The sequence below is a fragment of the Tumebacillus amylolyticus genome, from assembly GCF_016722965.1.
GTDB classification, from domain to species: Bacteria; Bacillota; Bacilli; order Tumebacillales; family Tumebacillaceae; genus Tumebacillus; species Tumebacillus amylolyticus.
In genome coordinates, this window is sequence record NZ_JAEQNB010000002.1 from 627537 (window position 1) to 654362 (window position 26826).

21 protein-coding genes and 1 rRNA gene are annotated in these 26826 nt (G+C 56.5%); 9 read left to right on the plus strand and 13 right to left on the minus strand.

The features are described from left to right. Window positions 1-63 precede the first annotated feature (63 nt). From JJB07_RS09995 to JJB07_RS10025, 7 genes are all read right to left on the minus strand, one after another. A complete protein-coding gene (locus tag JJB07_RS09995; protein WP_201634382.1) occupies window positions 64-531 on the minus strand; it encodes a hypothetical protein in 468 nt (155 codons plus the stop codon). Window positions 532-628: 97 nt separating this feature from the next. Beyond that, a complete protein-coding gene (argH, locus tag JJB07_RS10000; protein ID WP_201634384.1) occupies window positions 629-2011 on the minus strand; it encodes an argininosuccinate lyase in 1383 nt (460 codons plus the stop codon). Further along, entirely contained in the window at window positions 2008-3243 is a 1236-nt protein-coding gene (locus JJB07_RS10005) for an argininosuccinate synthase (RefSeq protein WP_201634387.1), read from the minus strand. The genes argH and JJB07_RS10005 overlap by 4 nt, the downstream gene beginning before the upstream one ends. Window positions 3244-3349: 106 nt before the next feature. Continuing rightward, window positions 3350-4315 carry an ornithine carbamoyltransferase gene (argF, locus tag JJB07_RS10010; protein WP_201634390.1) on the minus strand — a complete coding sequence of 322 codons (966 nt, stop codon included), beginning with the start codon at window positions 4313-4315 and terminating at the stop codon, window positions 3350-3352. Between the two features lie 31 nt (window positions 4316-4346). Beyond that, complete coding sequence (gene carB / locus JJB07_RS10015; protein ID WP_201634393.1) at window positions 4347-7556, minus strand: carbamoyl-phosphate synthase large subunit; 3210 nt, start codon at window positions 7554-7556, stop codon at window positions 4347-4349. Next, on the minus strand, window positions 7540-8631 hold the full coding sequence (locus JJB07_RS10020; RefSeq protein WP_201634396.1) for a carbamoyl phosphate synthase small subunit: 1092 nt from the start codon (window positions 8629-8631) through the stop codon (window positions 7540-7542). Before JJB07_RS10020 ends, carB begins: the two co-directional genes overlap by 17 nt. A gap of 331 nt (window positions 8632-8962) precedes the next feature. Next, entirely contained in the window at window positions 8963-9199 is a 237-nt protein-coding gene (locus tag JJB07_RS10025) for a hypothetical protein (RefSeq protein ID WP_236587919.1), read from the minus strand. 233 nt (window positions 9200-9432) lie between these two features. Between JJB07_RS10025 and JJB07_RS10030 the strand changes: the two genes are divergently transcribed. The 3 genes from JJB07_RS10030 to JJB07_RS10040 all read left to right on the plus strand — a co-directional run bounded on the left by JJB07_RS10030 (window position 9433) and on the right by JJB07_RS10040 (window position 13514). Continuing rightward, window positions 9433-9642: a hypothetical protein gene (locus JJB07_RS10030; protein ID WP_201634403.1), complete on the plus strand. Its 210-nt coding sequence runs from the start codon at window positions 9433-9435 to the stop codon at window positions 9640-9642. A gap of 77 nt (window positions 9643-9719) precedes the next feature. Further along, on the plus strand, window positions 9720-11813 hold the full coding sequence (locus JJB07_RS10035) for an S-layer homology domain-containing protein (protein WP_201634406.1): 2094 nt from the start codon (window positions 9720-9722) through the stop codon (window positions 11811-11813). Between the two features lie 63 nt (window positions 11814-11876). After that, window positions 11877-13514: an S-layer homology domain-containing protein gene (locus tag JJB07_RS10040; RefSeq protein WP_201634409.1), complete on the plus strand. Its 1638-nt coding sequence runs from the start codon at window positions 11877-11879 to the stop codon at window positions 13512-13514. Window positions 13515-13594: 80 nt separating this feature from the next. Here the strand turns inward: JJB07_RS10040 and JJB07_RS10045 are convergent, their stop codons facing one another. After that, complete coding sequence (locus JJB07_RS10045) at window positions 13595-14368, minus strand: DUF3050 domain-containing protein (RefSeq protein ID WP_201634412.1); 774 nt, start codon at window positions 14366-14368, stop codon at window positions 13595-13597. 167 nt (window positions 14369-14535) lie between these two features. Between JJB07_RS10045 and JJB07_RS10050 the strand changes: the two genes are divergently transcribed. Continuing rightward, a complete protein-coding gene (locus JJB07_RS10050) occupies window positions 14536-15576 on the plus strand; it encodes an EAL domain-containing protein (protein ID WP_347338332.1) in 1041 nt (346 codons plus the stop codon). Between the two features lie 47 nt (window positions 15577-15623). Here JJB07_RS10050 and JJB07_RS10055 read toward each other — a convergent pair whose 3' ends face one another. Beyond that, window positions 15624-17849, minus strand: a complete 2226-nt coding sequence (locus JJB07_RS10055) for a DUF2339 domain-containing protein (protein WP_201634415.1) — start codon at window positions 17847-17849, stop codon at window positions 15624-15626. A 144-nt stretch (window positions 17850-17993) separates the two neighbouring features. Here JJB07_RS10055 and JJB07_RS10060 point away from each other — a divergent pair, with 144 nt between their 5' ends. Continuing rightward, window positions 17994-18722 (plus strand): MOSC domain-containing protein, encoded by a 729-nt coding sequence (locus JJB07_RS10060; protein ID WP_201634418.1) that lies wholly within the window; start codon window positions 17994-17996, stop codon window positions 18720-18722. A gap of 74 nt (window positions 18723-18796) precedes the next feature. Here the strand turns inward: JJB07_RS10060 and JJB07_RS10065 are convergent, their stop codons facing one another. From JJB07_RS10065 to JJB07_RS10075, 3 genes are read right to left on the minus strand one after another with little or no spacing between them, the layout of a single operon-like run. After that, complete coding sequence (locus tag JJB07_RS10065) at window positions 18797-19468, minus strand: GNAT family N-acetyltransferase (protein ID WP_201634420.1); 672 nt, start codon at window positions 19466-19468, stop codon at window positions 18797-18799. 26 nt (window positions 19469-19494) lie between these two features. Then, a complete protein-coding gene (locus tag JJB07_RS10070) occupies window positions 19495-20163 on the minus strand; it encodes a GNAT family N-acetyltransferase (protein ID WP_201634423.1) in 669 nt (222 codons plus the stop codon). Window positions 20164-20175: 12 nt separating this feature from the next. Further along, entirely contained in the window at window positions 20176-21033 is an 858-nt protein-coding gene (locus JJB07_RS10075; protein WP_201634426.1) for a carbon-nitrogen hydrolase family protein, read from the minus strand. Window positions 21034-21509: 476 nt separating this feature from the next. Between JJB07_RS10075 and JJB07_RS10080 the strand changes: the two genes are divergently transcribed. The 4 genes from JJB07_RS10080 (at window position 21510) to JJB07_RS10095 (ending at window position 26599) form a co-directional block, all read left to right on the plus strand. Beyond that, window positions 21510-22487 (plus strand): peptidylprolyl isomerase, encoded by a 978-nt coding sequence (locus tag JJB07_RS10080; protein ID WP_201634429.1) that lies wholly within the window; start codon window positions 21510-21512, stop codon window positions 22485-22487. A gap of 29 nt (window positions 22488-22516) precedes the next feature. Further along, window positions 22517-23296 (plus strand): N-acetylmuramoyl-L-alanine amidase family protein, encoded by a 780-nt coding sequence (locus tag JJB07_RS10085; protein ID WP_201634432.1) that lies wholly within the window; start codon window positions 22517-22519, stop codon window positions 23294-23296. 113 nt (window positions 23297-23409) lie between these two features. Next, the gene (locus JJB07_RS10090; RefSeq protein ID WP_201634435.1) at window positions 23410-24120 is read left to right on the plus strand and encodes an N-acetylmuramoyl-L-alanine amidase family protein; all 711 of its coding nucleotides are present in this window, start codon (window positions 23410-23412) and stop codon (window positions 24118-24120) included. Between the two features lie 154 nt (window positions 24121-24274). Then, window positions 24275-26599 (plus strand): TIM-barrel domain-containing protein, encoded by a 2325-nt coding sequence (locus JJB07_RS10095; protein ID WP_201634438.1) that lies wholly within the window; start codon window positions 24275-24277, stop codon window positions 26597-26599. A gap of 110 nt (window positions 26600-26709) precedes the next feature. Here the strand turns inward: JJB07_RS10095 and rrf are convergent. Continuing rightward, window positions 26710-26826: ribosomal RNA gene (gene rrf, locus JJB07_RS10100) — 5S ribosomal RNA — on the minus strand.

Here is a 26826-nt window from a genome sequence, read left to right on the forward strand (position 1 = left end):
AGTGTATATAAAAAACCGTTTCCCGTCCATAAGCAATTTTTAAAGGACGGTGACAAATGTGTGTCATTGCACGGTGAACGGAACCTCCAGTTTGACGTGTTCCTCCCGTTTTCCTCGTTGGAAGACAGCGAGGAGCGTATGGGTACCGGAGGGGGCCGATTTTTGCGGGCGCAGAACGAAATCGACGGCGAGCGTGTCGTGGACGTTGAGGGTCTTCGGCACGAGGGCTTCGGTGCAGATGTTGGGTTCGCCGACTTTTTTGACGCGCAGGTAGCCGGCGGTGGAGACGTTGATCCCCGGATCACAGCCGTTGTACCCGACGAAGTTGACCCGTTCCGAGCCTTCGTTCGTCGCTTCCACATGGACGTGGATGTCGTCTCGCGGGCCGTAGGAAGCCCGGTCGAGGGTGGCGCTCAGTTTGACGCCGTCCTCCTCCTTGACTTGGTTGTGCGCCGGGTCGTAGGCCTGGCCTTTTTCGGCACAGCCGACGAGGGCGAGGAGGAGCGTGAGGATGAGAGCGAGGGGTTTCATGGGTAGACCTCCTTGTGAACAAAAAAGCACACTTCTGCTCTCCCTACTTTTCCCTGAAAAAAAGAAAAAGCCACGCCCCCCGGCGTGACTTTTTTCGTTATTGCGCTTGTGCCTGCAGCCATTCTCTCACGTTTGCAAGTTGAACTTTGACGCTCTCGGTGCCGGTGCCGCCCTTGGAATTGCGGGCGTTGACGACGTTGCGGATGTCGAGGGCTTGGAAGAGGTCTGCTTCGAACAGCTCCGACGCTTCTTGGTATTGCGCCAAGGTCAGGTCTGCGAGGTAGATCCCTCCCTCGATGCATTGCAAGACCAGTTTCCCGATCACTTCATGCGCATTGCGGAACGGCAATCCCTTGCGCACGAGATAGTCGGCGAGGTCGGTCGCGTTCGAGAAGTCCGCTTTGACGGCACGCTCGACGTTCGCCCGACGGACTTGCAACGTTTCGATCATGCCCGTGAACAGGATGAGGCCCGTTTTCAGCGTGTCGACGGTGTCGAACATGCCCTCTTTGTCTTCTTGCAAATCTTTGTTGTACGCCAACGGCAACCCCTTTAGTACCGTCAGCAATCCGATCAGATCCCCATATACCCGACCCGTTTTGCCGCGCAAAAGCTCGGCGACGTCGGGGTTTTTCTTTTGCGGCATGATGCTGGAGCCTGTGCAGTAGGCGTCGTCGAGCTCGACGAACGAAAACTCGGTCGACGACCAGAGCACCAACTCTTCACAGAAACGCGACAAGTGCATCATGAGAATCGACGAATCCGCCAAAAACTCCAAGATGAAGTCGCGGTCGCTTACCGCGTCCATCGAATTTTCATACAGTCGCGAGAACCCCAATTCCTTCGCAACCAGATCGCGGTCGATCGGGAACGTCGTCCCCGCCAACGCCCCGGAGCCCAGCGGCATCATGTCGATGCGCTTGTACGCATCTTCATAACGCTCAATGTCTCGGCGGAACATCCCGACATACGCCAGCAAATGATGCGCCAACAACACCGGTTGCGCACGTTGCAAGTGGGTATAGCCCGGAATGATGACGTCGAGGTACTCCTCCGCTTTGTTCGTCAGCACTTCCACCAGACGGTACAAAATCGCGACGATCTCTTCGACTTCTTCCTTTAAATAGAGGTGCATATCGAGTGCCACTTGGTCGTTGCGCGAACGCCCCGTGTGCAACTTGCCACCGACCGGCCCGATCAGGTCGATCAGGTGCTTCTCGACGTTCATATGCACGTCTTCATGCGAAATCGAGAATTGCAGCTCACCCTGCTCCAATTTCGCTTGCACTTGCACAAGACCCGCAGCGATCGTCTCGGCGTCCTCCTGCGGGATAATCCCGCAGGCGCCGAGCATCTTCACATGGGCGAGCGACCCCCGAATGTCTTGCGCCGCCAGCTTTTGGTCGAACGGAATGGAAGCGGTGTAGAGTTCGACTAGTTCGTTGGTCGGTTTGGTGAAACGTCCGCCCCAGAGCTTCATTTCACTTCCACCGCTGTCGGGGTTGCGATTTCTTCGCCGGTTGCCGCTTGAACTTTTGCGTAGACTTTGGTCGGCAAACCCCACAGTTTAATGAAGCCTTTCGCTGCGTTGTGGTCGAACGCATCGTCCGGGGAGTAGGTCGCGAGGTCGAGGTCGTACAGGGATTGTTCCGACTTGCGGCCCACCGGTTGGAACGTGCCTTTCCACAGTTTCACGCGGACGGAGCCGGTGACGGTCGCTTGGGTCTCTTCGATGAACGCATCGACCGCTTTTTTGAGCGGAGAGAACCAGAGGCCGTTGTAGACGAGTTCGGTGTATTTGAGTTCGAGTTGCGGTTTGAAGTGGAACACTTCGCGCGGCAGGGTGATCGTTTCCAGTTCGCGGTGTGCCGCGATCAGCACGAGCGCTGCCGGAGCTTCGTAGACTTCACGGGACTTGATCCCGATCAGGCGGTTTTCCACATGGTCGATCCGGCCGACGCCGTGTGCGCCTGCCAGTTTGTTCAGTTGCTCGATCAAGTCGACGAGGCCGAGTTGCGTGCCGTTCAGGGAAACGGGAACGCCTTTTTCAAACCCGATCTCGACGTATTCCGCTTCAGCCGGTGCGTCTGCAATGGAGACGGTCCATTCAAACGCCGCTTCCGGCGCTTCTGCCCACGGATCTTCGAGGACGCCGCACTCGCAAGAACGACCCCAGAGGTTGACGTCGGTCGAGAACGGGTTTTCCAGCGTGATCGGAATCGGGATGTTGTTTTGCTTTGCATATTCAATCTCTTCATCGCGGCTCCAGCCCCATTCACGGACCGGTGCGACGATTTCAAGGTTCGGGTTGAGCGCGGTAACCGATACGTCGAAACGAACTTGGTCGTTACCTTTGCCGGTGCAACCGTGCGCGACTGCTGCTGCGCCCTCTTGCTCTGCCACTTGTACGAGCAGTTGCGAAATCAACGGACGGGACAGTGCGGCGGAGAGCGGGTATTTGTGTTCGTAGAGCGCATTGGCCTTCAGCGACGGCAGGATGAATTCCTTGGCGTAAAGTTCGCGAGCATCGACCATGTACGACTTGGTCGCGCCCACTTGCAGGGCTTTGCTCTTGATAAATTCGAGGTCTTTGCCTTCGCCGACGTCAGCGGAGAGGGCGATGACTTCGTACCCTTGTTCTTTCAGCCACGGAATTGCAACGGAGGTATCAAGCCCGCCGGAATAGGCGAGCACCAGTTTTTTGTTCGACATGTATGGTTCTCCTCTCAAATCGGAAGTTCTCTGTATAATCAATGCATCAACGAGTATAATTATGCATCAAGTTGCAAAAAAAATCTACCCCTACTTTGAAAAAACTCTAGCCCATCGTCGCGACGAGAATCGCTTTTTGCACATGCAGTCGGTTTTCCGCTTCATCAAAAATGACCGAGTTCGGTCCGTCGATGACCTCCTCTGTCACTTCCTCCCCGCGATGTGCAGGCAAGCAGTGCATAAACAGGTAGTCGGGCTTGGCGTGCTTGACGAGTTCGCCGTTGACTTGGTAGGCGGCAAAGTGAGCGAGGCGTTGCGCTTGCTCCTCTTCTTGGCCCATCGAAGCCCAGACATCGGTGTAGATCATGTCGGTGTTCTTCACCGCTTCGACCGGGTCATGGGTGAGGACGATTTCGGTGCCGTGTTGGGCGGCGAGGTTTTTCGCTTGCTCCACGACGGCGGAATCGCATTCATAGCCCGGCGGGGTGGCGATGCGCAGGTTCAGTCCGAATTTCGGAGCTGCCACCAGCCACGAATTCGCCATGTTGTTGCCGTCTCCAATGTAGGAAACGGTGCGCCCTTTGAGCGTACCTTTTTTCTCAAAAAGGGTCAAGATGTCGGCGAGCACTTGGCACGGGTGGTGCAAGTCGGTCAAGCCGTTGATCACCGGAATCGTGGCATAGCGCGCCAGTTCGATGACGTTTTCATGGCCGAAGGTGCGGATCATCAAACCGTCGACGTAGCGGGAAAGCACTTGCGCGGTGTCCGGGATCGGTTCACCGCGGCCAAGTTGGGTGTCGGAGCTCGACAGGAACAGCGCGTGCCCGCCGAGTTGGAACATCGCGACTTCAAAGGAAACGCGGGTGCGGGTCGATGCTTTTTCAAAAATCATGCCGAGCGTTTTGCCCGCGAGCGGACGGAACGGGATGCCTTTTTTGTGCTTGTCTTTCAAATCGAGGGCAAGGCTGAGCAGATCTTGCAGGTCGAGCGCCGAATGATCGGCGAAATCGAGGAAGTCGCGGCCTTGCCAGTTACCGAGTTGCCAAGTGGGTTGAAGCGGAATGGTCGCCATAGGGTTGTGAGCCTCCTTTTGATTCTGTTGATTAGGAATGCATGAGGTGCGGTGTATCGGTCGAGCCCGATTCCAGCGACGAGAGCCATGCCGCTGCTGTGTCGAGCGAAGTTAAGCACGGGATGCGCATCTCGACGGTGAAACGACGGATGCGGTAGCCGAGGCGCGACGGATCGTGTCCGAGGGTCGGCAGGTTGAGCACGAGTTGGATGGCGCCCGACTTGAGCAAATCTTGCACCGCTTCGGCGTCGCGAGCGACAGATTCGCAGGAGATGCCGTTTTGGGTCAACCAGTCGGTGGTCGACGGGGTGCCGTAGAAGTTCAGGCCGAGCTGGGCAAAACGCTGCAGCAGCGGCAGAGATTCTTCCTTGAGACGGTCGCAGATCGAAAGGAACAGGCCGTTTGCTTGGGACTCCCCTGTCAGTTTCGGGAGCGCAATTCCGGCACCGACAAACGACTTGGCGAGGGCTTCTGCGAACGTGGCCCCTACGCCGAGGACTTCGCCTGTGGATTTCATCTCCGGGCCGAGCGGGATGTCGAGGCCTGTGATCTTGCCGAAGGAGAAGACCGGAGCTTTGACGACGACAAAGTCTTTCGCCGGATAGAGTCCGGTGCCGAAACCGCAGGTGGTGAGTTTTTCTCCGCATTGGACGCGGACGGCGAGGTCGACGAGCGGGACGCCCGTGACTTTGGAGATGATCGGAACGGTGCGCGAGGCACGCGGGTTGACTTCAAGGACGTAGACTTGGTTTCCGACGAGCACGAACTGGATGTTGATCAGGCCGACGACGGGCAGGTTTTTGGCGATGAGCTCGGTGTAGAGCACCAGCTTGTCGATTTCGTCCTGCGAAAGTCCTTGCGGCGGGTAGACCGCCATCGAGTCGCCGGAGTGAACGCCTGCTCGCTCGATGTGTTCGAAGATGCCCGGAATCAGGACGTTCTCGCCGTCACAGACTGCATCGACTTCCACTTCGCGCCCGGCGAGGTATTGGTCGATGAGAATCGGATGACCGTTGGAGACGTCGGCTGCGTGGGTCATGTAGTGTGCAAGTTCTGCGTCATTGTAGACGACGGCCATGGCGCGACCCCCGATGACGTAGGACGGGCGGACGACGACCGGGTAGCCGATGGAGTTCGCCACTTGCAACGCTCCCGCTGTATCCATCGCGGTGCCGCCGTTCGATTGCGGGATGTTCAGTTCTTGTAAAAACGTCCGGAACCGCTCGCGGTCTTCGGCCGTGTCGATGGCGTCGGTGGTGGTGCCTGAGATGGTTACGCCGCGTTGTTCGAGCTTCTCGGCGAGGTTGATCGCCGTTTGGCCGCCGAATTGGACGAAGGTTTGGTCGATGCCTTCGAGATCGATGACTTCGAGCACGTCCTCGACGGTCAGCGGTTCGAAGTACAGGCGGTCTGCGGTGTCGAAGTCGGTGGAGACCGTCTCCGGGTTGTTGTTGAGAATCACCGTTTCGTAGCCGAGGCGTTCCAGAGCCCAGACGGCGTGAACGGAGCAGTAGTCGAATTCAATGCCCTGCCCGATGCGGATCGGGCCGGAGCCGAGGACGAGGGCTTTTTTGCGACCCTCCGAAGGGACGAGTTCGCCCGAGCCGTGGTAGGTCGAGAAAAAGTACGGCGTTGTGGATTCAAATTCAGCCGCACAGGTATCGACCAGCGTGTAGGCAGGTCGGATGTTGTAGGAGTGACGCAGAGCGCGGATTTCGTCGGCGTTGGTGCCGATCAGAGAAGCGATGCGCGAGTCTGCGAAGCCGATTTTTTTGAGATGTGCCAAGTACTCTTGGGTGAGAGTTTCACCCGCGAGTGCCACGAGCGCTTTTTCCTCTTGAACGAGGGCTTCGAGTTTGTAGAGGAACCATTCGTCGACGGCGGTCCAGGTGTGGAGGTCGGCGAGGGAGTAGCCTCGGCGGAACGCTTCGGCAAAAGCGAAGACTCGGCGGTCGTCAGGGTCGCCGCAGAGGTAGGCTTTCAGTTCTTCGTCCGTCCAGCCCTGCATGTCGGTCAGTTCCAGACCGTCGACGCCGATTTCCAGTGAGCGGAGCGCTTTTTGCAAGCCTTCTTCGAAGCTGCGGCCCAGTGCCATGACTTCGCCGGTCGCTTTCATCTGCGTGCCCAGCGCTCGGTTGGCCTGCGGGAACTTGTCAAACGGCCAACGCGGAACTTTGACCACCAAGTAGTCCAACGCCGGTTCGAACGCTGCAAACGTCTTGCCTGTGACGGGATTCACAATCTCGTCCAGATGAAGACCTACCGCGATCTTGGCGGCGATTTTGGCAATCGGATAGCCGGTCGCTTTGGAAGCCAGAGCGGACGAGCGCGAAACCCGCGGGTTCACTTCGATGACGCAATAGTTCATGGAGTCCGGATCAAGCGCGAACTGCACGTTGCACCCGCCCTCAATTTTCAATGCGCGGATGATGCGCACAGATGCCGTCCGCAACATCTGGTACTCACGGTCGGTCAACGTCTGCGAAGGCGCGACGACGATCGAATCGCCCGTATGTACGCCCACCGGATCGAAATTCTCCATGTTGCAGATCGTGATGCAAGTGTCGTTCGCATCGCGCATCACTTCGTACTCGATTTCTTTCCACCCGCGAATGCTTCGCTCGATCAGCACTTGCCCGATCGGCGATTGCTTCAAACCACGGGTGAGAATCGATTGAAACTCCTCCATCGTCGAGGCGATGCCGCCGCCCGTGCCACCGAGTGTGAACGCCGGGCGGATGATCACCGGCAGGCCGATTTTGTCCACGAAGTCTTGGCCTTCCGCCATCGTGTGGACGATCTCGCTCACCGGGATCGGCTGTTGCAGTTCTTCCATCAAGTCTTTGAAAAGTTGGCGGTCCTCCGCCCGTTGAATCGAAGAAAGCGGCGTACCGAGCAATTGCACGTCATACTGTTCCAACACGCCGGCTTCTGCCAATTCAACAGCCAAGTTCAACGCCGTCTGCCCGCCAAGCGTGGCCAGCAAGCCAGCCGGACGTTCAACGCGGATAATCTCCGCAAGAGTGGCCACGGTCAGCGGCTCGATGTAAATTTTGTCGGCGACTCCTTGGTCGGTCATGATCGTCGCCGGGTTCGAGTTGACGAGCACAACTCGATAGCCCTCTTCGCGAAGTGATTTGCAGGCTTGCGTGCCCGCGTAGTCAAATTCGGCTGCTTGCCCGATGACGATCGGCCCGGAGCCGATGACAAGCAGGAGCGAGCCCTTAGGTAGCGTAGACAAGACGGTGTCCCTTCCTTTCGTTCATTTGGGTGGTGAATTCTACGAACAACTCCCGAGCGTCTTCCGGGCCAGGTGCAGCTTCCGGATGGTATTGAACGGAGAAGACCGGCAGGGTGCGGTGTCGCACGCCTTCGACAGTCCCATCGTTGACATTCACATGTGTGACTTCCAAAACGCTTGGCAGCGTCGCATCGTCGACCGTGTAGCCGTGGTTCTGCGACGTGATGTGAACTTTGCCTGTGCGCAGGTCTTTGACCGGATGGTTGGAGCCCCGGTGTCCGAATTTCATTTTGTGCGTTTTCGCGCCGTACGCGAGCCCGATCAATTGATGCCCCAAGCAAATTCCGAACACGGGAAATTCTTCGCCCAGTGCGCGAATCGTCGGGAGCAAGTCGAGATTGTCTTGCGGGTCGCCGGGGCCGTTGGAGAGCATGATACCGTCCGGTTGCAACGCGCGAATGATTTCAAGCGACGTCGTGGCCGGAACGACCGTGACGCGGCAGCCGTGTGCCGCCAGTGAATTTGCGATGTTGCCTTTCGCTCCGAAGTCAAGCAGGACGACATGATGTTCGCCCTCTGCTGTATGTTGAGTAATCACGGGGGTCGTGACTTTTTTCACGAGATCGCGCGGAAGGTCGGGGAATGTAAATGACCCATCCACCATTTCAATTTCTGCGCCACTTACAATATATCCTTTTAAACTGCCGTGTTGGCGGATCATGCGAACCAGCGACCGGGTATCCACTCCGGTCAAACCGACGATGCCTTGCTCCTCCAGATACGTGTGCAGTGTCTTTTCACTTGCGTTGTGACTCGGTTTCGAACAAGCGTCCGATGTGATGAACCCGGTCAGCCAGGGTTTCTTCGCTTCGAAGTCCTCTGCGTTGATGCCGTAATTCCCAATCAGCGGATACGTCATGACGACGATCTGGTTCGCGTACGACGGATCGGTCAAGATCTCCTGATACCCGGTCATGCCGGTGTGAAATACCACTTCTCCATAACCTCGTCGAACTGCTCCGATCAATTCCCCACTGAATCGATGTCCGTTCTCCAAAACAAGATACCCTTTCAACGAAATCCCTCCTGCCGGGCAGCCTTTGTCGTGTGTGCTGCTTTTAAACATATGTGTTATTATACGCACCTATGCATAAGTATTCAAGCCTAAGTTTTGCAGATTTTTTTGGCTTTTGGGAAAAGCACCACTTCGCGCTCCCCCACATATCGTAAAGTACGAAAACGAGAACGAGAGGCCGCGCCTCTGCCGGAGAGAAAAAAAAGTGAGGTGTCAGAAGACCACCCGGCGGAGTTCGCGATCACATAGATGCGCCCGGCTGCAGACGGGACACTTTTTCAACTAAAAAAGGGACTGAGCTGACCTTGCCAGCTCGGTCCCCTTTTTTTGTTTACCAAAAGAACCCTGACCCCGCTCCGACTCCGGCCCCGACACCTCCGGCAAAAAACGGACCGACCGCACCCCACACATTCCAGAACACGATCCCGATGAAAAACAGCACCATAAACGCAATCGCCCATCCGGACCAACCAAAGCCCGCTGCAAAACCTGCCGGACCTCCTGCACGGCCTGCAAACGGGAATCCGGCAAAACCGCCCGGAAAACCGGCTTGTGTCGCTTCCACCACGCCCGCCTCCTCCTCCCCGTGTACGTCTGTAGTTCATCTTATTCAGAGATGTGCAGAGCGGTACAGGCGGGTACCCAAATACAAGGGCATTTGCAAGACGTAAACGTTTTTCGCGATTACGTTAGTAAAAATAACAGACACTGGAGGCAGGAGTTGATTTCACAACAGGAGAATAAAAGAGAATAAAATTACACACTAGGATAAAAACAAGAATGTTAGAGGAGGTTTGCTCGGTGCAAGACGTAGAACGGTATCTGGACGAGTTGGATCACGACCCGGTCATCAAAGCCTTGAAAGCACAACTCTCCTCCCTCGAAGCTGAGCTTCGTCCGCTCGTGTCCGATCAAGTCTGGATGCTGCTCCTCAACTGGGAAAGTTTGTGGGTGCAGTACACCCAAGTCTGTGTCGAACGCCTCTACCCACGGAACGGCCACGACGCTTGAATTTGTGTACAACTCTTCCAGATTGTGAGATACTTACGAGTATTCTTACTATTAAATGGAAGGGGTCTTTCCCGTTCATGAAATACATGAAAAAAGGAACGGCGATGTTGCTCGCCGGGTCGATTTTGATCATGCCGTCTCTTACGCCGGTGTCCGCTGTGGCAGACGATTCGTCGGGGGTCAACCACACAACGACCGGCAATTTGGAGACGATTGATCGCATGATGGAGAAAAAAGTTCGTGCGCAGTTGCAGTTGTCTGCAGAACAATGGAAGCTTCTCAGTAGCAAGAGTGCAAAGTTCGGAGACAACCAAGTGACCGTGTGGGATCTTACATTTGCAGAGGACGGAAACCAACTCGACAATCGTCTCGACGTCCAGATGGACTTGGATGGAACTTTGTACAGCTATGACCACCTTCAGAAACGCATCGCCATCGGCTCGATCACAGAAGCTGAAGCCGCGAAGCGGGCGGAAGCTTTTTTGCAGGCGAACGCGCCGGAGTCGGAGGGTCAATGGGCTGTCGTCCATCATGGATACATTGCGGGAGATAAGGGGTACTCCTTTGTCTATGAACGCGAGATCAACGGCGTACGTGTCTTGGATGACCAAGCCATTCTCGTCGTGGACAATTCGGGAGAGGTCAAGTCCTTCTCTCTCACGCAATGGACAACGGGAGACTTCCCTGCTGTGGAAAAAGCGATTTCTCAAGAGAAAGCGCAAGACCTCTACAAAAACGCGCTCGACCTGCGCGTCGACTACTATAAACCATACGGCAACTCGTTCCAACCACTCTACCACGCCATCTGGAAATCGCCCAACACAACAGGAGACGGAGCGCCGTTTCGTCAAGGTCTCCTCTTGGACGCCTACACGGGTCAACGATTGCTCGCCAACGGTCAACCGGCCGGCGATCTACGCGTTCCGACCGACACCCTCGTTCCACCGCCAGCCTCTGCACAGGCAGAACGTGCCGTCAGCATGACACAGGCTGAAGCGGAGCAAGTCGCCCACTCCTCCGGAGTCCTGCCCGCAGGAAGCACGTTGAAGAATGCCGAGAACCTGAACGATCTGAATTTTTGGAAGCTCCAATACACAACCTCCAATGGATCTGATCTCCAAATCACGGTCGGCTCCAAAAACGGCAACATTCGCTATTCCTATTTGACACCCTACCCGAAAGCGGACGGCCCGCGATTGTCTGATGATCAATTGAAGCAAAAGGCGATCGAATGGCTGAACAAACTCGTGCCAAACCGCACGGAATCGTATGTCCTCCGGTATGAACCGGACGCATTTTCGCAACCTGATGCGGCGTCGTTCCGCTTCTTACGCACGTATCAGGGCCTGCCAACCGATGATGAATACTTGTATCTTCAACTCCAACCGCAGACAGGGGAAGTGGTGGAGTACGTAGACGCCTACATGCCGGTGAGAAATGAAAGCAAATACCCATCCGTGCAAAGTCTGATCACGCCCGAACAAGCCAAACAAGCCTATGCAGCGGCTTATCCCTTGCACTTGAGCTACTACCGCCCGGTCGTGGGGGGTCCGATTCGCTTGGTCTATGCGCAAGATAATTTCCTGTTCTCCAGACTGGATGCCCAAACGGGCAAAATTTTACCTGCGATCCCGGACCTCCCGCCCCGCATGCAAGGTCATTGGGCAGAATCGGCACTGCAACTGTTCTCGGAGCGTTCGTTGCTTGGAGATGCAGGCGACGGGACAGACCCGGACAAAGCGTTGACTCGCGGCGAATTGGTCACGTTGCTGACTGATTTCACCACGAGCCCCCACTCTCCCAAAGACTTTCCGTATTTGGACGTGGATCCCTATTCCTGGTTGTCGACCCGCGTCGCGTCCGCCTTGGGTCAAGGCTGGATCGCATCTGACACGGAGTTCCGCCCGAACGACACGATTACCCGAGAAGAGGCGGCGTCTATTCTAGCCCGCGTCCTGACCCACGCAGGTCAAAACGGAGTGACCAGCCTCACGCCGAACTATGCCGACACGGCGGACATCTCCCCGTGGGCGCTGGCCAATGTAAGTTTGCTTCAAGAAAAAGGGCTCATGAACGGCGACGAGGGTCTGTTCCATCCCAAGCAGAACATTACGCTGGCGGAGATGTGTACGATCTTGGTCAACTTGACGAAGCTCACCCACCATATCTAAAAATCAAAGGCCGGGTCCGCTTGCGGACACCCGGCTTTTTGTGCTGAGGGAGGCGTTTTTCAAATGAGGAAAAAGAGAAGCATTGTGTGGCTGTCGGTTCTGGCAGGGACGTTGGCAACGTGTACGCCGACGATGGCGTTTGCGGAAAGCGGGACTGTGGCAACCACGTCCTCGACCGTATGGACACAGGACAAACTCGTCGAGACCGCTCGTGCGACGTTGAGTCTCAGCACGTCCGACTGGGTGTTGTTGAAAGCCGAGCATGAACAGACGCCCGAAGACGGCAGCGATCTGTGGTACCTTGCCTTTTCTGGCCCGCATGGAGATTATTACGACGTTGTGCTGGACGGCCGAAGGGGTGAAGTGACCAACCTCAACCGCACCCATTCGCCGATCAACGCCTACGTCGGTTCCTTGACACAGGAGGAGGCACGTGAGCGGGCCGAGTCCCTTTTGCGAAAGCTGGCTCCGGAGAGATTCGGGCAGTACGTCTATAGCGAAGGCGCGTACTCGCCGGTGGAACGGTGTTATCGGTTTGAGTTTGAGCGTTTCGTCGACGGCATCAACGTTCTCGACAATACCGTGCGAATTGCGCTGTATCCCAACGGGGATGTGTTTCAGTACGCGATCACGTTCACAAAGGGGGACTTCCCGAAGCAGACTCCGGTGCTCTCGGAGGAGTCTGCGCAGAAACTCTATCGCGATTCGTTGAACTTGCGCGCAGACACGAGTGCGGGCACAGATGATTCGATCATCTACCGCCCGACCTACCCGCCGTATGAAGACCACTATCCGATCTACAACGCGACGACGGGGAAATCCATCGACCGCTCAGGGCATGAAGTTCCGCCGACAGACACCTCGCCTGCAAGGGGCGGCGTCACCGTCCCGGACAACCTCCCGGACCTGTACGTGAAAAAACGCCCGCTTCGCCTCGCGTATCTCACACAGAGCCCCGGCGCAAAACCGATCTTGGTCTATACGCCGCAGACGTTGGAGGCGTTTTTCCCAAGTCAGGCGCCCGGTTTGGATGTGTTGACGGGAGATTTGACGGGCGACGCCGACTCCGGCACGAATCTCTGGGTGTTCGGTGCAAAACCCTTGCCCGTCCCGATCCATGACGGTTGGGCGGCGAAAGGGTTGCAGATGCTGCAAGACCGTGGCATCCTCGCACGCCTCGGCAATCCGACCGATGCCGAGCACGAACTGACGCGCGCCGAGTTGATCACGATGGTGATGCGCTTTGCGAGCCCGATGTACCTCAGCGGGCAGGAAGACCAAGTCCCCGAGCCCGATGTGCCGAAGTTGCCCTATGTGGATGTCCCGCCGACGCATCGGGATCGTCAAGAACTCTACAACGCGTTTGCCTACCAATGGATCGCCGACGACACCCACTTCCGCCCCGAAGACAAGATCACCCGCGAAGAAGCCGCCGCAGTGCTGGCACGAATTCTGGGCACACAACTGGGCACGGCGCCCGATGTTGCTCTGCCCTACCTCGACGCCGCCGACATCTCGCCGTGGGCTTGGAACAACGTCGCGCTGAACTACCAACTCGGTCTCATGCGCGGGGACGGCACGAACTCTTTTCATCCGAAGCAGTACATCACCCTCGCCGAGATGAGTTCCGTTCTGACGCAGCTCTCCGTAAAAACAAGCCGTCTCGACATCAACGTCCCGCCGATTTTACTGGGTGAATAACAGACATGTAAGCAAAAAAGGACTCCCTTCTCATTCGAGAAAGGAGTCCTTTTTTTCTCCAAGATGGTTTGCCAGCGCCTCTACCAGCAACAAGGCTTGCCGTGAACTTCATCCACAACACCCTGCCACAGTTTGATCCGCGTCTCCAAGCACTGCTGTGCCGTCTGCATCGCTTCTTGCAACTTCGCCGGGTCGTCTCCGCAGAGGTACTTCAACAACTGCTCGGCAAGCGGCCCGTGCGAATCGCCGTCGAGTTCGATGTGGCGGTTCAGATAATACACCAAACGGTCGACTTCTTGGCCCTGCTCTTGAATATCTTTCACCAGATGCGTGAACATGTCCGGGATGATGTCCTCTCGCCCGTAGAAAAACGCCGCCGCCACTTCATGCGGCTTGCCATGCAGGGCAATCTGCATCGTCTGCGTCACAAACCCGCTCACCGAATCGGGCACCCCGACTTCTTCGAACGACTTCTCCACCGATTGCCCGTCCCGAACCCCCTGCAAGAAATGCTGAATCGGGCGCACATCCGCGCCGACCTGCTCCATCGCTTCCAAGTAGAGGTCAAAGTGCGAGATGAACCCGCCGTTGCCGTCCTCGTCCGTCTCTTCGCCCAGCACGATCTCATTGATGAAGCGAGCGTACTGCGTCGGCTTGCCCGGCATCCACGGGACGCTGACGTCGGTCAGCAAGTTTTGCAGGCGTTTGAGCAAGCTCATGAAGTCCCAAACGGCAAACACATGATGTTTCATAAACGTCCGCACTTTGTCGGGCGTGTTCAGTTCTCGGTAGATCTCATGTTCCAAGAGACGATCCCGCGTCTCCTGCATGGCTTGTATGTCAAGGGTCTTCATATGTACTCTCCTCCTCTACCAATAGGCTTCCGCGAGACAGTATACCATATCCCCCCGCTTGGAACGCTTTTCAACTTTGTGAACATCCAAAGGAATAACGGGTACTCTGATCGAAATACAAATCATTAGGATACAGAAAGAATCGATGGGGAAGGGTGAACCAAATCGTGACCAATCAGCCATGCCGGGCATGTGCAACAACGACCGACTCCGGGTATGCCGTGCGCTTTGCCGGCGCTCACAACGAACAAGCATTGCAAGAATGGAAAAACGGGGATCACTTCACTCCGTACCGCACTCTCGATGAGACGACGGTATGGGTTCCGGAGGATGCATGGAGCGGCTTGATCGACTACTTCCAAGCCCACATGGACGCAGAAAACCTCCAAGCAGCCCCGATGTCCAACGGCGAAGCGGAAGTCTCAGGCGCTTGGCAATCGCTCGACGAGATCCGCCGACACCATGACGCGCATTGGATCGACGACGTGATCGCCGAATCTCGCATCAAGACGGTGTTCCAACCGATCGTGTCCGTACAAGACGGAACGGCGCACGTCCAAGGCTATGAATTTCTCTCTCGTGCCCTCGAAACGGACGGCACGCTGATACCACCCTATAAAATGTTTGAAGCGGCCCGACTGCGCGACCGCCTGTTCGCACTTGACCGCGTCTGTCGAATGAGCGCCGTGCGAAATGCGGCCGTCGTCCAAGAGAAGTTGGTGTTCGTCAATTTCATCCCGACCGCCATCTACTCCCCCGAGCACTGCTTGCAGACCACGCTCGCCGAAGCTCGTGCCACGGGCGTCGACCCGCGCAACTTCGTCTTTGAAGTCGTGGAAACGGACAAGGTCGACAGCGTCGAGCATCTGGAAAACATCTTGCTCTACTACCGCAAGCACGGGTTCCGCTATGCGCTCGATGATGTCGGGCAAGGCTACTCGACCTTGGAAATGGTCGAACGCTTGAAGCCGGACTTCGTGAAACTCGACATGCACTACGTCCAAGGCGTCGCCCAAGATGTCGCCAAGCAAAAAGCAGCCCTCGACCTCCTCCACACCGCCCGTGCCGTCGGTTCCCGCCCGCTGGCGGAAGGCATCGAGACCGTGGAAGACTGGCGTTGGCTGGTGGAAGCCGGGTATGAATTGTTCCAAGGCTATCTGTTTGGCAGACCCGAGCATGAACCGCAAGAGGTCTCCCTGGCTCTCTAGGTTACGAAAAAAAGAGCACCCACCGTCTCGCGTGTGGGTGCTCTTTTTTACGATTCGCGGTGTCCCAGCGCAATGTCGAGTTCCTGCTGCATCCGCTCCAACCCGAGCAGCAGGTACGGAAACAGCGTGAACAAAAGCATCATCCCCGTCACCGCCACGCCGGAGTCGTTCGTGAGCAGCCCGACCGCCGCTCCGAGCGCTCCGCCCATCAGAGCAGGCGCTGCGGGAAAGTCTTGCGGCTTGCGGAACAGGAACCACAAAAAAACGCCGTACGCCGCCAGCAACACCGTCGACCACATCGACGTGGTGAAAAAGCGGACGAACATCTCCGACTTGCGGGAGAAGATGCGCAACACTTCGACGAAACCGCCCGAAAGCACTTGGTGAGTCGCCATTCCGATATGCGACGGCACGGCGGAACTTTGGTTGAGCCAGAGAATCAACCCCACCGCCCCGACCAAGGACAGGGTGAGACCGACGACGGCCCGAAGCGGACGGCGGCGTTTTTGCATGGAGAGGCAGAGCGCGGTCGTGCCGGCCATCGTCAGCGCCCCTCCTGTGTTGGTGCCGAGAGCCGGTGAAGCGAAAAACGCCGTGAGCAACGCCCCTGTGAGGAGAAAGCCGAGGTTCACGAAGGGGACACGGCTTTTTTTTGCGGTGGCTTGGAGGTGTAAGAGCGCGCCGTAGAAGAGGGCGACCGCTCCGACGAGGATGCCCATGTATTCGTTGCCGACACCGTAGTAGCGGGCTCCGACGATCGGGTCGTAGCTGAGAAGCGAGCTCTTGGACAGCGAACCTCCTTGCCAGATGTCGAACAGCACAACTCCAATCGTCCAGCCGGAGATCCAAATCGAGCGTCCGGCGACACTTTGCGTGATCGAGAGGATGCGAAACGGAATCGCGAGAAACAGCAAGAGACTGGCGACCAGCACGGCACCCGTCTCGACGAAGTTACGAGCGTGCCAGAGCGGCAACGTGTACAAGCAGAGCGGCATCGCCATGACGATCCAGAGCAAACGGCGTGAGAAGCTCACCGACGGACCCGTGACCAAAAGCAACCGAAGCAACGCGGCGAGAAATCCAAGACCGACGAGCACCCCGACGAACACGAGAAGCACCGTTCGGTGGGTGTAGGTCCAGATGATCGAAGTTTTGAGCGTGTTCAGAGCGGACGGTTTGAGTTTGGAGGTGGTGGTCAGCGGATACCCGATCATGCCCGTCGGCTTGCTCACATGCAAGAAATCCGCAATCGTCGGCACCACGTCCAAGTTCGTCACGAGACCCACGCGTCGTGTCGTGGCGGAGGTCAGGACGGCGTCCGCTTGCGTTTGACCGCCTGCCATCGCGATCGGGGCGAGCCATTCCTGTTGCTTCGCCGCGTCTGTGGAGACTTCGGGGGAAGCGACGAGCAACAGGTGGTTGGCGTCCGTTTTGGAAAGCAAGGTTCCCACAAAAGCGTCGATCTCCTGCAACGTCTCCGTACGCAACGCCCGGTAGCGGGCTTCCGTGAGTTTGGAGCGGTACGTTTCCAAGCGATAGAGATCGGCGAGGTCAAACACGACCAGCGCCGCGGGGGCTTGGGATCGTGTTCGGGTGAATTCGTTCCCCATTTGTTGATAGTCCGTGCGCACGCCGTAAGGTCGCATGGGGTCGGGTGTGAGCAAGCGGGCCGAGACATCTCCAAGGTCGGTCTCTCCCAGAGAATCGGTCGTGACGAGCGCGGCGGGTCGCCACGTGGACGTGCCACGGTCGCTGGAACCGTAGACCGCCGTGCGCAGACCTTGACTGTGCATCGCGTCTCCGAACGTCCCGAGAGTTCCCGCCCATTGGCGGACGTCTTGCTGACGTTGTTGTTTGAACATCGAGAGCAGCAACACACCGTCTCCCTCTCGTGCAGGAGTTCCGCTCAATTGGCGGTACATCGCCGAGGCGGGGACTTCACTCGCCCGTTTGGGCAGGGCTTCCGAGGCATTGAAGGCGAGGACGGCCGACTCTTGCATCTTGGTCGGTCTCCCGAACGCCAGCGTCGCATACGCCGAGCCGTCTGTATGCCCGCCGCCCGTGTTCACGTTGAGCAGGCCGCGTGCCATCTCTTGCAGGTGCGGCATCTCTTGGATGTCGTCATTGGAGAGGCGGTTGACGAGCACCAGCAACGCCTGACGCTCCGGGGCGTTGGATTGCGGGAGATGTGCGGCGTTTGCAGGCACCGCCCCTACGATGCTGAGACAGCAGGCCGCCAGCCACGCGGCGCATGCTTTTTTCCAAGAGTTCATGTGAGTCCCTCCTGCGCAACCATTCTTTTCCACAGGATGCCCCACTTTTTGCTAAAAAACCTTGCCACCTCTCCCTCGCTCCTTGATAATAAGGGCTAGAATCCCCCCATGAATCTGCACCTTCTCAAAGGAGGCCCACTATAGATGTCTCAACCGATCGGCACCATCGAGCAACTGGTTCGCTTCCCCGTCAAGTCGTTTGGCGGTGAACAGCTTCAGAGCGTGGAGGTCACCCCGTACGGACTCTACGGCGACCGCAGTGCGTACTTCACGTTTGACGACGAACAGCAAAAGTATGTCACCATCCAAACGTGGCCCCCGCTTGCGGCGTACCGTGCCACGCTGGGTGAACCCGATTCTCAGAACGGACTGCCTGCCATCGCGGTGACCAACCCGTCCGGCAAGTCGTATTCGTGGCCGGAGGAGGGACTTTTGCAAGAGATCGCAGACGGCACGAAACGCGCGATCAAAGTTCATCAGCGCCGTCCGGATGAAGAGACGGTGAATTTTACAGAGCCGCTTTTGATCACGACGACCGCTTCACTGCGTGCGCTTTGCGATCTCATGGGGCGCGAGGAGATTGACAACGCCCGGTTCCGCTCCAACCTCGTGCTGCAGACGGACGTTCCGTTTGTGGAAGAGACGTGGCTTGGCAAGCACGTGCGCATCGGCGATGTCGTGCTCGAACTGACCGACCTCTGCCCGCGTTGTTTTTATATCAACGTAAGCCCTGCGGACGGCTCTGTCGATCCTGCGATTCTCAAGACCGTTTTCAAGGAACGTCAGGAAAACTTCGGCGTGTTTGCCCGAGTTGTGACACCCGGCACTTTGCACCTCGGCGATACGGCCTCTCTCGTAGAAGGAGACGGGTAGGTCGCCGTTTCCTCATCACGAAAAAAAGACCTCCTCGATCCGGGATCGAAGAGGTCTTCTTTTTTTGCACCGGCTTAGATCGGCAGGAGTTGCACCGTGTCGCGTTGTTCGAGTTTCTCCACCATGGAGTACCATTCTTGCGGTTTGTCCGGGAGTGCGGTGTAGTAGGTCTTCAGGAACCGGGACACCAGTTCGGCCGGCAGTTCGTTCATGCCTTCGCGATAGGTCAGGAAGCACAAGTCCAGTCCGTGAACCGCTTCGCCGTCCTGTTGCCAAGACGGATGCACGTAGTCGAGGTCGAGCTTGCGGTATCCGAGGTGGGACAGCACTTCGCGGCGCACGAACGGGTTCATGACCATCAGGCCGCCGAATTCATAGTCTTTGACGAGGTAGGGATTGTAGATTTCGGCGAACATCCCGATGAGTTCTCGGCCTGCCGCTTGGACGACGGCGAACAGGTCTTCTTGGCGTTTTTTCGCAAGGAACGGTCCGATGCCGCGGCCTTCGCGCCCGACGATGGTGAAGTCGGTCATCGCCACTTGCATGTCTTCGTAGTAGCGGTATTCGGTGATGCCGACAACTTCTCCGTCCTCGACGGCGACGAATACGCGGATGCCGGGGTCTTGCAACGGTTCGGCCCAGTCTTCGTAGGCGAGCACTTCCTCGGGCGGGAAGACTTCCTTCATCAAATTGTGCAGTTGCTTGAACAGCGGGTCTTCGATGCTGGTGATGCGTGTGTAGTCCATGACTCGCGCCTCCTGGTTTCTCTGGATTAAGGTCGAAATGGATTCTGCCATTCCATCAAGGCCGCGTAGTTGCGCGACTCTTCGTCTTCGAGATAGTTCGGGACGACGGCGACCGGCACTCGTCCACAGCGAAGCAGAAACGAAATCACAGGGTCGTGCAGGTCGCCTCGCACGACTTTTTCGAGATATTCTTCGGCGGTTAGAGAATCGGAGTAACGGTGATAGCCCGACATCCTTCCCCCGCCCAGCAAGCGACGAAGCCCTAAATGAACGACGACTTCGTACATCGAGAGCATCATCCACTTGCCAAGCCCCAGCTTGCGAAATTCGGGCAACACGCAGATATCCACAATGTAGAGAATGTCGCCCTGTGGATTGTGGTTGCGGATGTAGCCTTCGTCGGTGATCTCCGCCCATGTGTGTTCGAGATGCTGTGGATCAAGTTGAACGCGCAGCCCGGTCATCGAGGCGACGACCCGGCCTTCGATCTCGACACAGAGCGCGCCATCGGGGAATCGCGTCACATGGTTGTGCAATTGCTCGCGGTTCCACCAGAGTTCGGAGGGAAACGGGGGTGGGAAACTGCCTTTTTGCACCTCAATCAGCGCGTCGAAGTCGGCTTCGGTGTAGGTGCGGATGAGGGCTTGGATCGGCTTGCCCTGGGGCTCGGACACATAAAGTTCCTTGCGAAACATGCTCGGACCCCCCTACTTCCAATCGGTGTAGAGATCGGTGCGACGGTCGCGCCAGGTGGTGACGGAGCCTTTTTCCCGAACTTGGTAGAGCAGTTCAAGGTCGAGGTCGGCGGTGATGATCATGTCGTCGTTGAGCTCCCCCTCGGCGGCGAGACCCTTGGGCGGGAACGGGATGTCGTTAGGCGTAATCACCGCGGCCTGCCCGAAGTTGGCGCGCATGAAGTCAACGGTCGGCAAGCTGCCGACGGTGCCGGTGAGGACGACGTAGACTTGGTTTTCCACAGCTCGTGCGTGGGAGGTGTAGCGCACGCGGTGGAAGCCGTGGCGGTCGTCGGTGCACGACGGGCAGAAGATCACGTCTGCGCCGCGTGCTTTGGCCATGCGCACGATCTCGGGGAACTCGATGTCATAGCAAGTCAGCAGGGCCACGGTGCCTTTTTCCGTTTCGAAAACTTCAAAGGACTCGCCCGCCGCCATGTTCCATTCATGCACTTCGGTCGGCGTGATGTGCAGTTTGGCTTGGGTGACGACGCGGCCGTCCGGATAGAACATGTGGGCGGTGTTGTACAACTTGCCCCCTTTTTCCACAACGTGCGTGCCGCCGATCAGGTGGACGCCGCTTTTTTTGGCGAGACCTGTGAATAACTCCAAGTATTGCTCGGTGTATTCGGGCAGTTCGTCGATGGAGAGCGCGCGCCCGTCCTTGCCAATCGACATGAGCTGAGTTGTGAAAAACTCCGGGAACAAGATAAAATCAGCCCCAAACTCCTCGGCTGTTTTCACATAATGCTCCACTTGGGCGGCAAATTCCTCAAAACTATGGATCGTATGGAGGTGGTATTGGACCGCCGATACGCGCATTTTCGTCATGTGTGCATTCCTCCTTCTCTCTTTCCATTGTACTGGAAAATCTTCTTCGACAAAACGTGACGAAGCTTACTCGACTCCGTTGTCTAAATATTCAACTCATCCACAATATCCACACACTTATCAACAGCCATGAATCGCGTGAAATCAACAAAATATCCCCCATTCGACACAGTTATCCCCAAACTTCGCCGACACTTTACATAACAAGTGTGAGAATTTTGTCGAGAGGAAAAAGCACGGTTTTCAACAGTTTTCCACGTTATACACAACGGCCTGTGAATAACTGCGTAGAATTGTGCACAACTCTGTTGATAACCACACTCATCCTTATTTGATAGAAATCCTAAAAAAGCCCCTCCGAAGTATTTCTTTGGGATAAGAAAATGTGATTCATTACTTACAAAATGTCATTGATATTTGGTAGTTTCTAGCTTATGATCAAAGCAAACAACTACATTCGAAAAACGGTGAATTTCATGAAAAAACGACAAAGATGGCTCCTGTCCGGCGCACTCCTGCTCGTTGTACTCGGCGGGTCCGCTTACGGGATTCACGCGAAGTATCAACCCTTGTTGTTCGTCGTCGGCGATTCGGTGATGCGCCAAGATCAATGGAACACGTTGAAGCCGGAATTGTTCGCCGGTGTGCCGTATACCCGCAGCGACGACGTACAATTTCTAGAACGCCGTGCGATGGAAGAACTCGTCCTCGCCAAAGCCAAGTCCATGGGTGTCACCTACGATGAGAGCGTCCTCACGCAACAGCTCTCCCAATTTGGCGCCACTCCGGAAGAGCGGGCCAAAAAGCTCACGGAGATGAACACCACCGAGGAGAAAGTCCGCACCAATTACGAGCGGGCGTTGACCGCATTTGCGCTCAAGTCGAAAATGACGCAGGATGTCTCCGTCTCCGAACAGGAGATCAACGACTATTACGAGCAGAACAAAGCCCTTTTTTACGCCCCGGAATTTCGCTCCGTCTATTTCCTGCGCGCCAAGCAAACCGATTCCGAACTCTACGACGCCGCACGGGCGGCCACTCCTGAAACGTTCCCCGACCTGATCAAAAAGTACACCGATGAGACCGCCAACCGTCTGGGCGCTTGGCATGAACTCGATTCTTCCGATCATCTCGCCTCGCACACGTCGCAGCATGTCGCCGAACTCGCTTTCCAAGCGCCGGTGAACAAGATCATGGGCCCGGTGCAAGAGAACGGCTGGAACTATTTTTATATGATCTCCGAGATCAAGGCTCCGCATCAATTTTCGCTCTTGGAAGAGAAGAACAAGATTCAGAGCACGATCCTGCAAGACAAGCAACTCGCGGAGTACCGCACGTGGTTGAATGATCAGAAGGACGACGTCGGGTACTCTGCTTTTCCGGAGAACCTCGACCGTGAACCGTTGGCCGCTTTCTGGCATGATTTGACGCAAAATTTCAAACTTTGGTTTTAATCCAGACAGATGCATAGGAGGAGATCTACATGAAACTCACACGTTCGATGCTGACCGCTCTCGCTTGCTCGGCCCTGCTTACGACTCCGGTGTTTGCAGCGGATCACGGCGCTTCTGTCGCCAAGGACAAAACGGACAAAACGGACAAAACCATCGCCGGCGAACCGCTCTCCGGTGCAGAGCCCGCTCCGGCGAACTTCGATGCGGCGAAGAAAGCGAAGCAACCAGATACGAAAGACGCGGGTACGGTCAAACCGGGCATCGTCAACGGCAACCCGGTTGTCGTCCTCGACCCGGGTCACGGCGGCACCGATCCGGGCGGCGTGGGCAACGGTCTGTATGAGAAAAACCTCACGCTCGACATCGCGTTGCGTTCCCGTTCCTACATGTGGGCGAACTACCCGATCTGGGTGTACATGACCCGTGAAACCGACACGGACGTCTCGCTGTCCGGCCGCACATCGTATGCAAACTCGCAAAACGCCGACTTTTTCGTCTCCTATCACATCAACTCGTACTCCGACGCGTCTCCGAACGGGTTGGAAACGTACTACTACCCCGGTGCGTCCGACGGTCTGTCGCTGGCGACCAATCTCTACAACAAGCTGAAGGGCTCCTACTCCACCCTGCGCGGTGTGAAGTCGGCCGATTACTATGTACTGCACTACACGAACATGTCGGCCGCTCTCGGGGAAACCGGTTTTATCTCCAACGCCTCCGATGCGACGAAGTTGAACGACGCGAACTTCCGCCAGCAACTTGCCGTTCAATATGCGCAAGGGATGCATGTTTATTGGTGGGGATATTAAAAAATTTTCCAGATATGATTGAAAAATTGATAAATTGGACCTATACTTGTATTAGTTAGATAGCTAGACTATCAAACTACATTCAACAGACAAAAAAGAGGAGGTCAATTCAAATGAAACTCACCCGCACTCTGGCGGCTGCGTTGGTTCTGTCCAGCGTTCTGTCCGTCCCGGCTTTCGCGGCGAAACCGGTTCAACAAACCCAAATCGCAGGCGAAGCAATGTCCAATGCAGAAGCTGCTCCGTCTTCGTACGGCAAAGCTCCGGCAACCATCACCGCTACGGCAAACCCGGTGATCGCGCTTGACGCAGGTCACGGCGGTTCTGACCCGGGCGGCGTCGGCAACGGCCTGTACGAGAAGAACCTGACCCTCGACATCGCCAACCGCGCGAAATCCTACATCACCACCAACTACCCGGCTTCCGTCGTCATGACCCGTTCCAGCGACGTGGACGTGTCTCTGGCAAGCCGTGCAAACATCGCGAACAATGCGGGTGCAAGCTTCTTCGTTTCCATGCACATCAACGCATTCTCCGATTCCAGCGCAAACGGTCTGGAAACCTACTACTACCCGGGTTCCACCAACGGCCAAAACCTCGCAACCGACCTGTACAACAAGCTCAAAGCTTCCTACAGCGTTCTGCGCGGCGTCAAGTCCGCTGACTTCTACGTTCTGCACTACACCAACATGCCGGCTTCCCTGGGTGAAACGGGCTTCATCTCCAACGCAACGGATGCGTCGAAGCTGAACACCACCACCTTCCGCCAAACGCTGGCGACCCAGTACGCTCAAGGTATGCACCTGTACTGGTGGGGTAACTAATACGCATCAGGCTTTGAAAAAGGAAGCATCGAATCGCGGAAGCGAGTCGGTGCTTTTTTTTCTGGCCGGATTCTTGTATATTTAGAGAGTGGTGCAATCGTTTGCATTGGAATACTGATGGTATGGAACATAGATCTGTTGAGGAGGTTTTTCCGTGGAAGGCAGTGAGCAGATTAAACCTGAGCTTCACAAGAGCACGACCGGCGTGGAGTACATTTCCGCCGGCGACATTCGCGATTTCGAGAAGTCCGGCGATACATATTTGTTTCATTCTGACAATGCGGTGGTGTCGGTGCAGTTTTTGACCCCTGCGCTTTTCCGTTTCAAGTTGGTGCGCAAGAGCCGTCCGTTGCAACTGGAGTTCTCCCGCGTCATTGAGCCGGCCGCAGCAGCGTCGCGTGCGGAGGTCGTTTTTACCGCTCATGAAGATTCGTATGAGTTGAAGACGGCGGCGTTGACGGTGACCCTGACGAAAGCTCCGTTTGGTTTGACGGTGCGAGATGCGCAGGGTCGGGTGATCTCGGAGGACGAAGCGAACGGATACGGGTGGACCAAGGAGCACTTGCTGTTCTCGACCAAGAAGGCGCAGGGCGAGAACTACTACGGCTTCGGGGAGAAGACCGGGGATTTGAACAAGAAAGGCACGGTGCAGTCGATGTGGAACACCGACGTGTATGCACCGCATGTGCCGGAGATTGTGGAGTTGTACCAATCGATTCCGTTCTTGCTCGCGGCGAAGGGCGAGAGTGTGTATGGTCTTTTCCTCGACAATCCGGGCAAGACGGAGTTTGATCTCAACGGCGGGGAGACGTACCGGATTTCCTGTCATACGGGGGATTTGGAGTATTACTTTCTGTACGGCCCGACGATGAAGGACGTGGTGGGACAGTATACGTTCCTGACCGGTCGTATGCCGATCCCGCCGAAATGGGCGATCGGGTATCATCAGTCGCGCTATTCGTATGAGACCGACTTGGAAGTGCGCGAACTGGCGCAGAACTTCCGCAACAAGGAAATTCCGTGCGATGTCATCTACCTCGACATTCACTACATGGATGAGTACCGCGTGTTCACGTGGCACCCGACCCGCTTCCCGCAGCCGCAGAAGTTGCTGGGCGATCTGCGCAAGGATGGATTCCGCATCGTGCCGATCGTCGATCCCGGTGTGAAAAAAGACGCGAAGTACATCGTCTATCGCGAAGGCGTGACCCACGAGCACTTCTGCAAGTACCTCGAAGGGCAGACGTATACCGGCGTCGTTTGGCCGGGAGAGTCGGCGTTCCCGGACTTCACCAACACGGAGACACAGAAGTGGTGGGGAGCGAAGCATGCAGGGTTCGTGGCCGATGGGATTGAGGGCATCTGGAATGATATGAACGAGCCGGCGATTTTTAACGAGACCAAGACGATGGATTTGGAAGTCATGCACGGCAATGACGGCGATCCGAAGACTCACGGGGAGTTGCACAACCATTACGGGCTGCTGATGTCCAAGGCGACGTATGAAGGGCTCAAGGAACAATTGGACGGCAAACGTCCGTTTGTTTTGACACGTGCGGGGTATTCCAGCATTCAGAAGTACGCGGCGGTTTGGACGGGTGACAACCGTTCGTTCTGGGAGCATTTGGCGATGTCCGTCCCGATGATCTTGAACATGGGGCTCTCCGGGATCGCGTTTGCAGGTGCGGACGTGGGCGGTTTTGCTCACCACACCAACGGCGAGCTGTTGGCGCGTTGGACGCAGGTCGGTGCGTTCTTGCCGTACTTCCGCAACCACTCGGCGATCGGGTTTGCACGTCAGGAACCGTGGAGCTTTGGGGAAGAATTCGAAGCGGTGGTCAAAAAGTACATCGAGATGCGCTATGTGTTCCTCCCGCACCTCTATACCCTGTTCCATGAGGCATCTGTGAGCGGGCTACCGGTCGTGCGTCCGTTGGTGCTTGAGTACCCGCAAGACCCGAAGACGTATAACATGAGCGACGAGTTCTTGTTCGGGGATTCGATTTTGATCGCGCCGATCACCCAACCGGGTACCGATCACCGTGCGGTGTACTTGCCGGCCGGCACTTGGGTCGACTATCATACGGGCGAAGTCCACGAGGGCGGGCGCACGATTCTGGCACACGCGCCGCTCGATGTGCTGCCGATGTATGTGAAGCAAGGCGCGGTGTTTGCAACCGGCAACGTTGTGCAGCACTCCGGAGAGAAGCAAGACATTACGTTCCACGTCTACGCGGGCACTGGTTCGTACAGCTTCTACGAGGACGACGCCGAGACCTTCGCGTACCAAGACGGGGCGTACAATCTCTTACGTCTGGAACAACGCGTGGAAGGCTCGCAGTTGCTGCTGACGTGGACGGAGGAGCACAGCGGCTATGAAAGCGCGGACCAACTCACCTTCCAGATCCACCTCCAGGGCGGCCGAACCGAGACGCACACAGTCTCGAAAGCAGCCGGCAATTTAGCGATCACCCTCTGATAGACTTACCAAGACCCCTTTTTCCAAGGGGTCTTTTTTTCTTACAGTAGTACGCATGTAAAAAAAGACCTGATCCGTTTCCGGTTCAGGTCTTTCGTTTTCACCATGTTGCCTCGCGACGTCCTACTCTCCCGGGACCCTGCGGTCCAAGTACCATCGGCGCTGGAAAGCTTAACTTCTGTGTTCGGGATGGGAACAGGTGTGACCTTTCCGCCATCATCACGAGA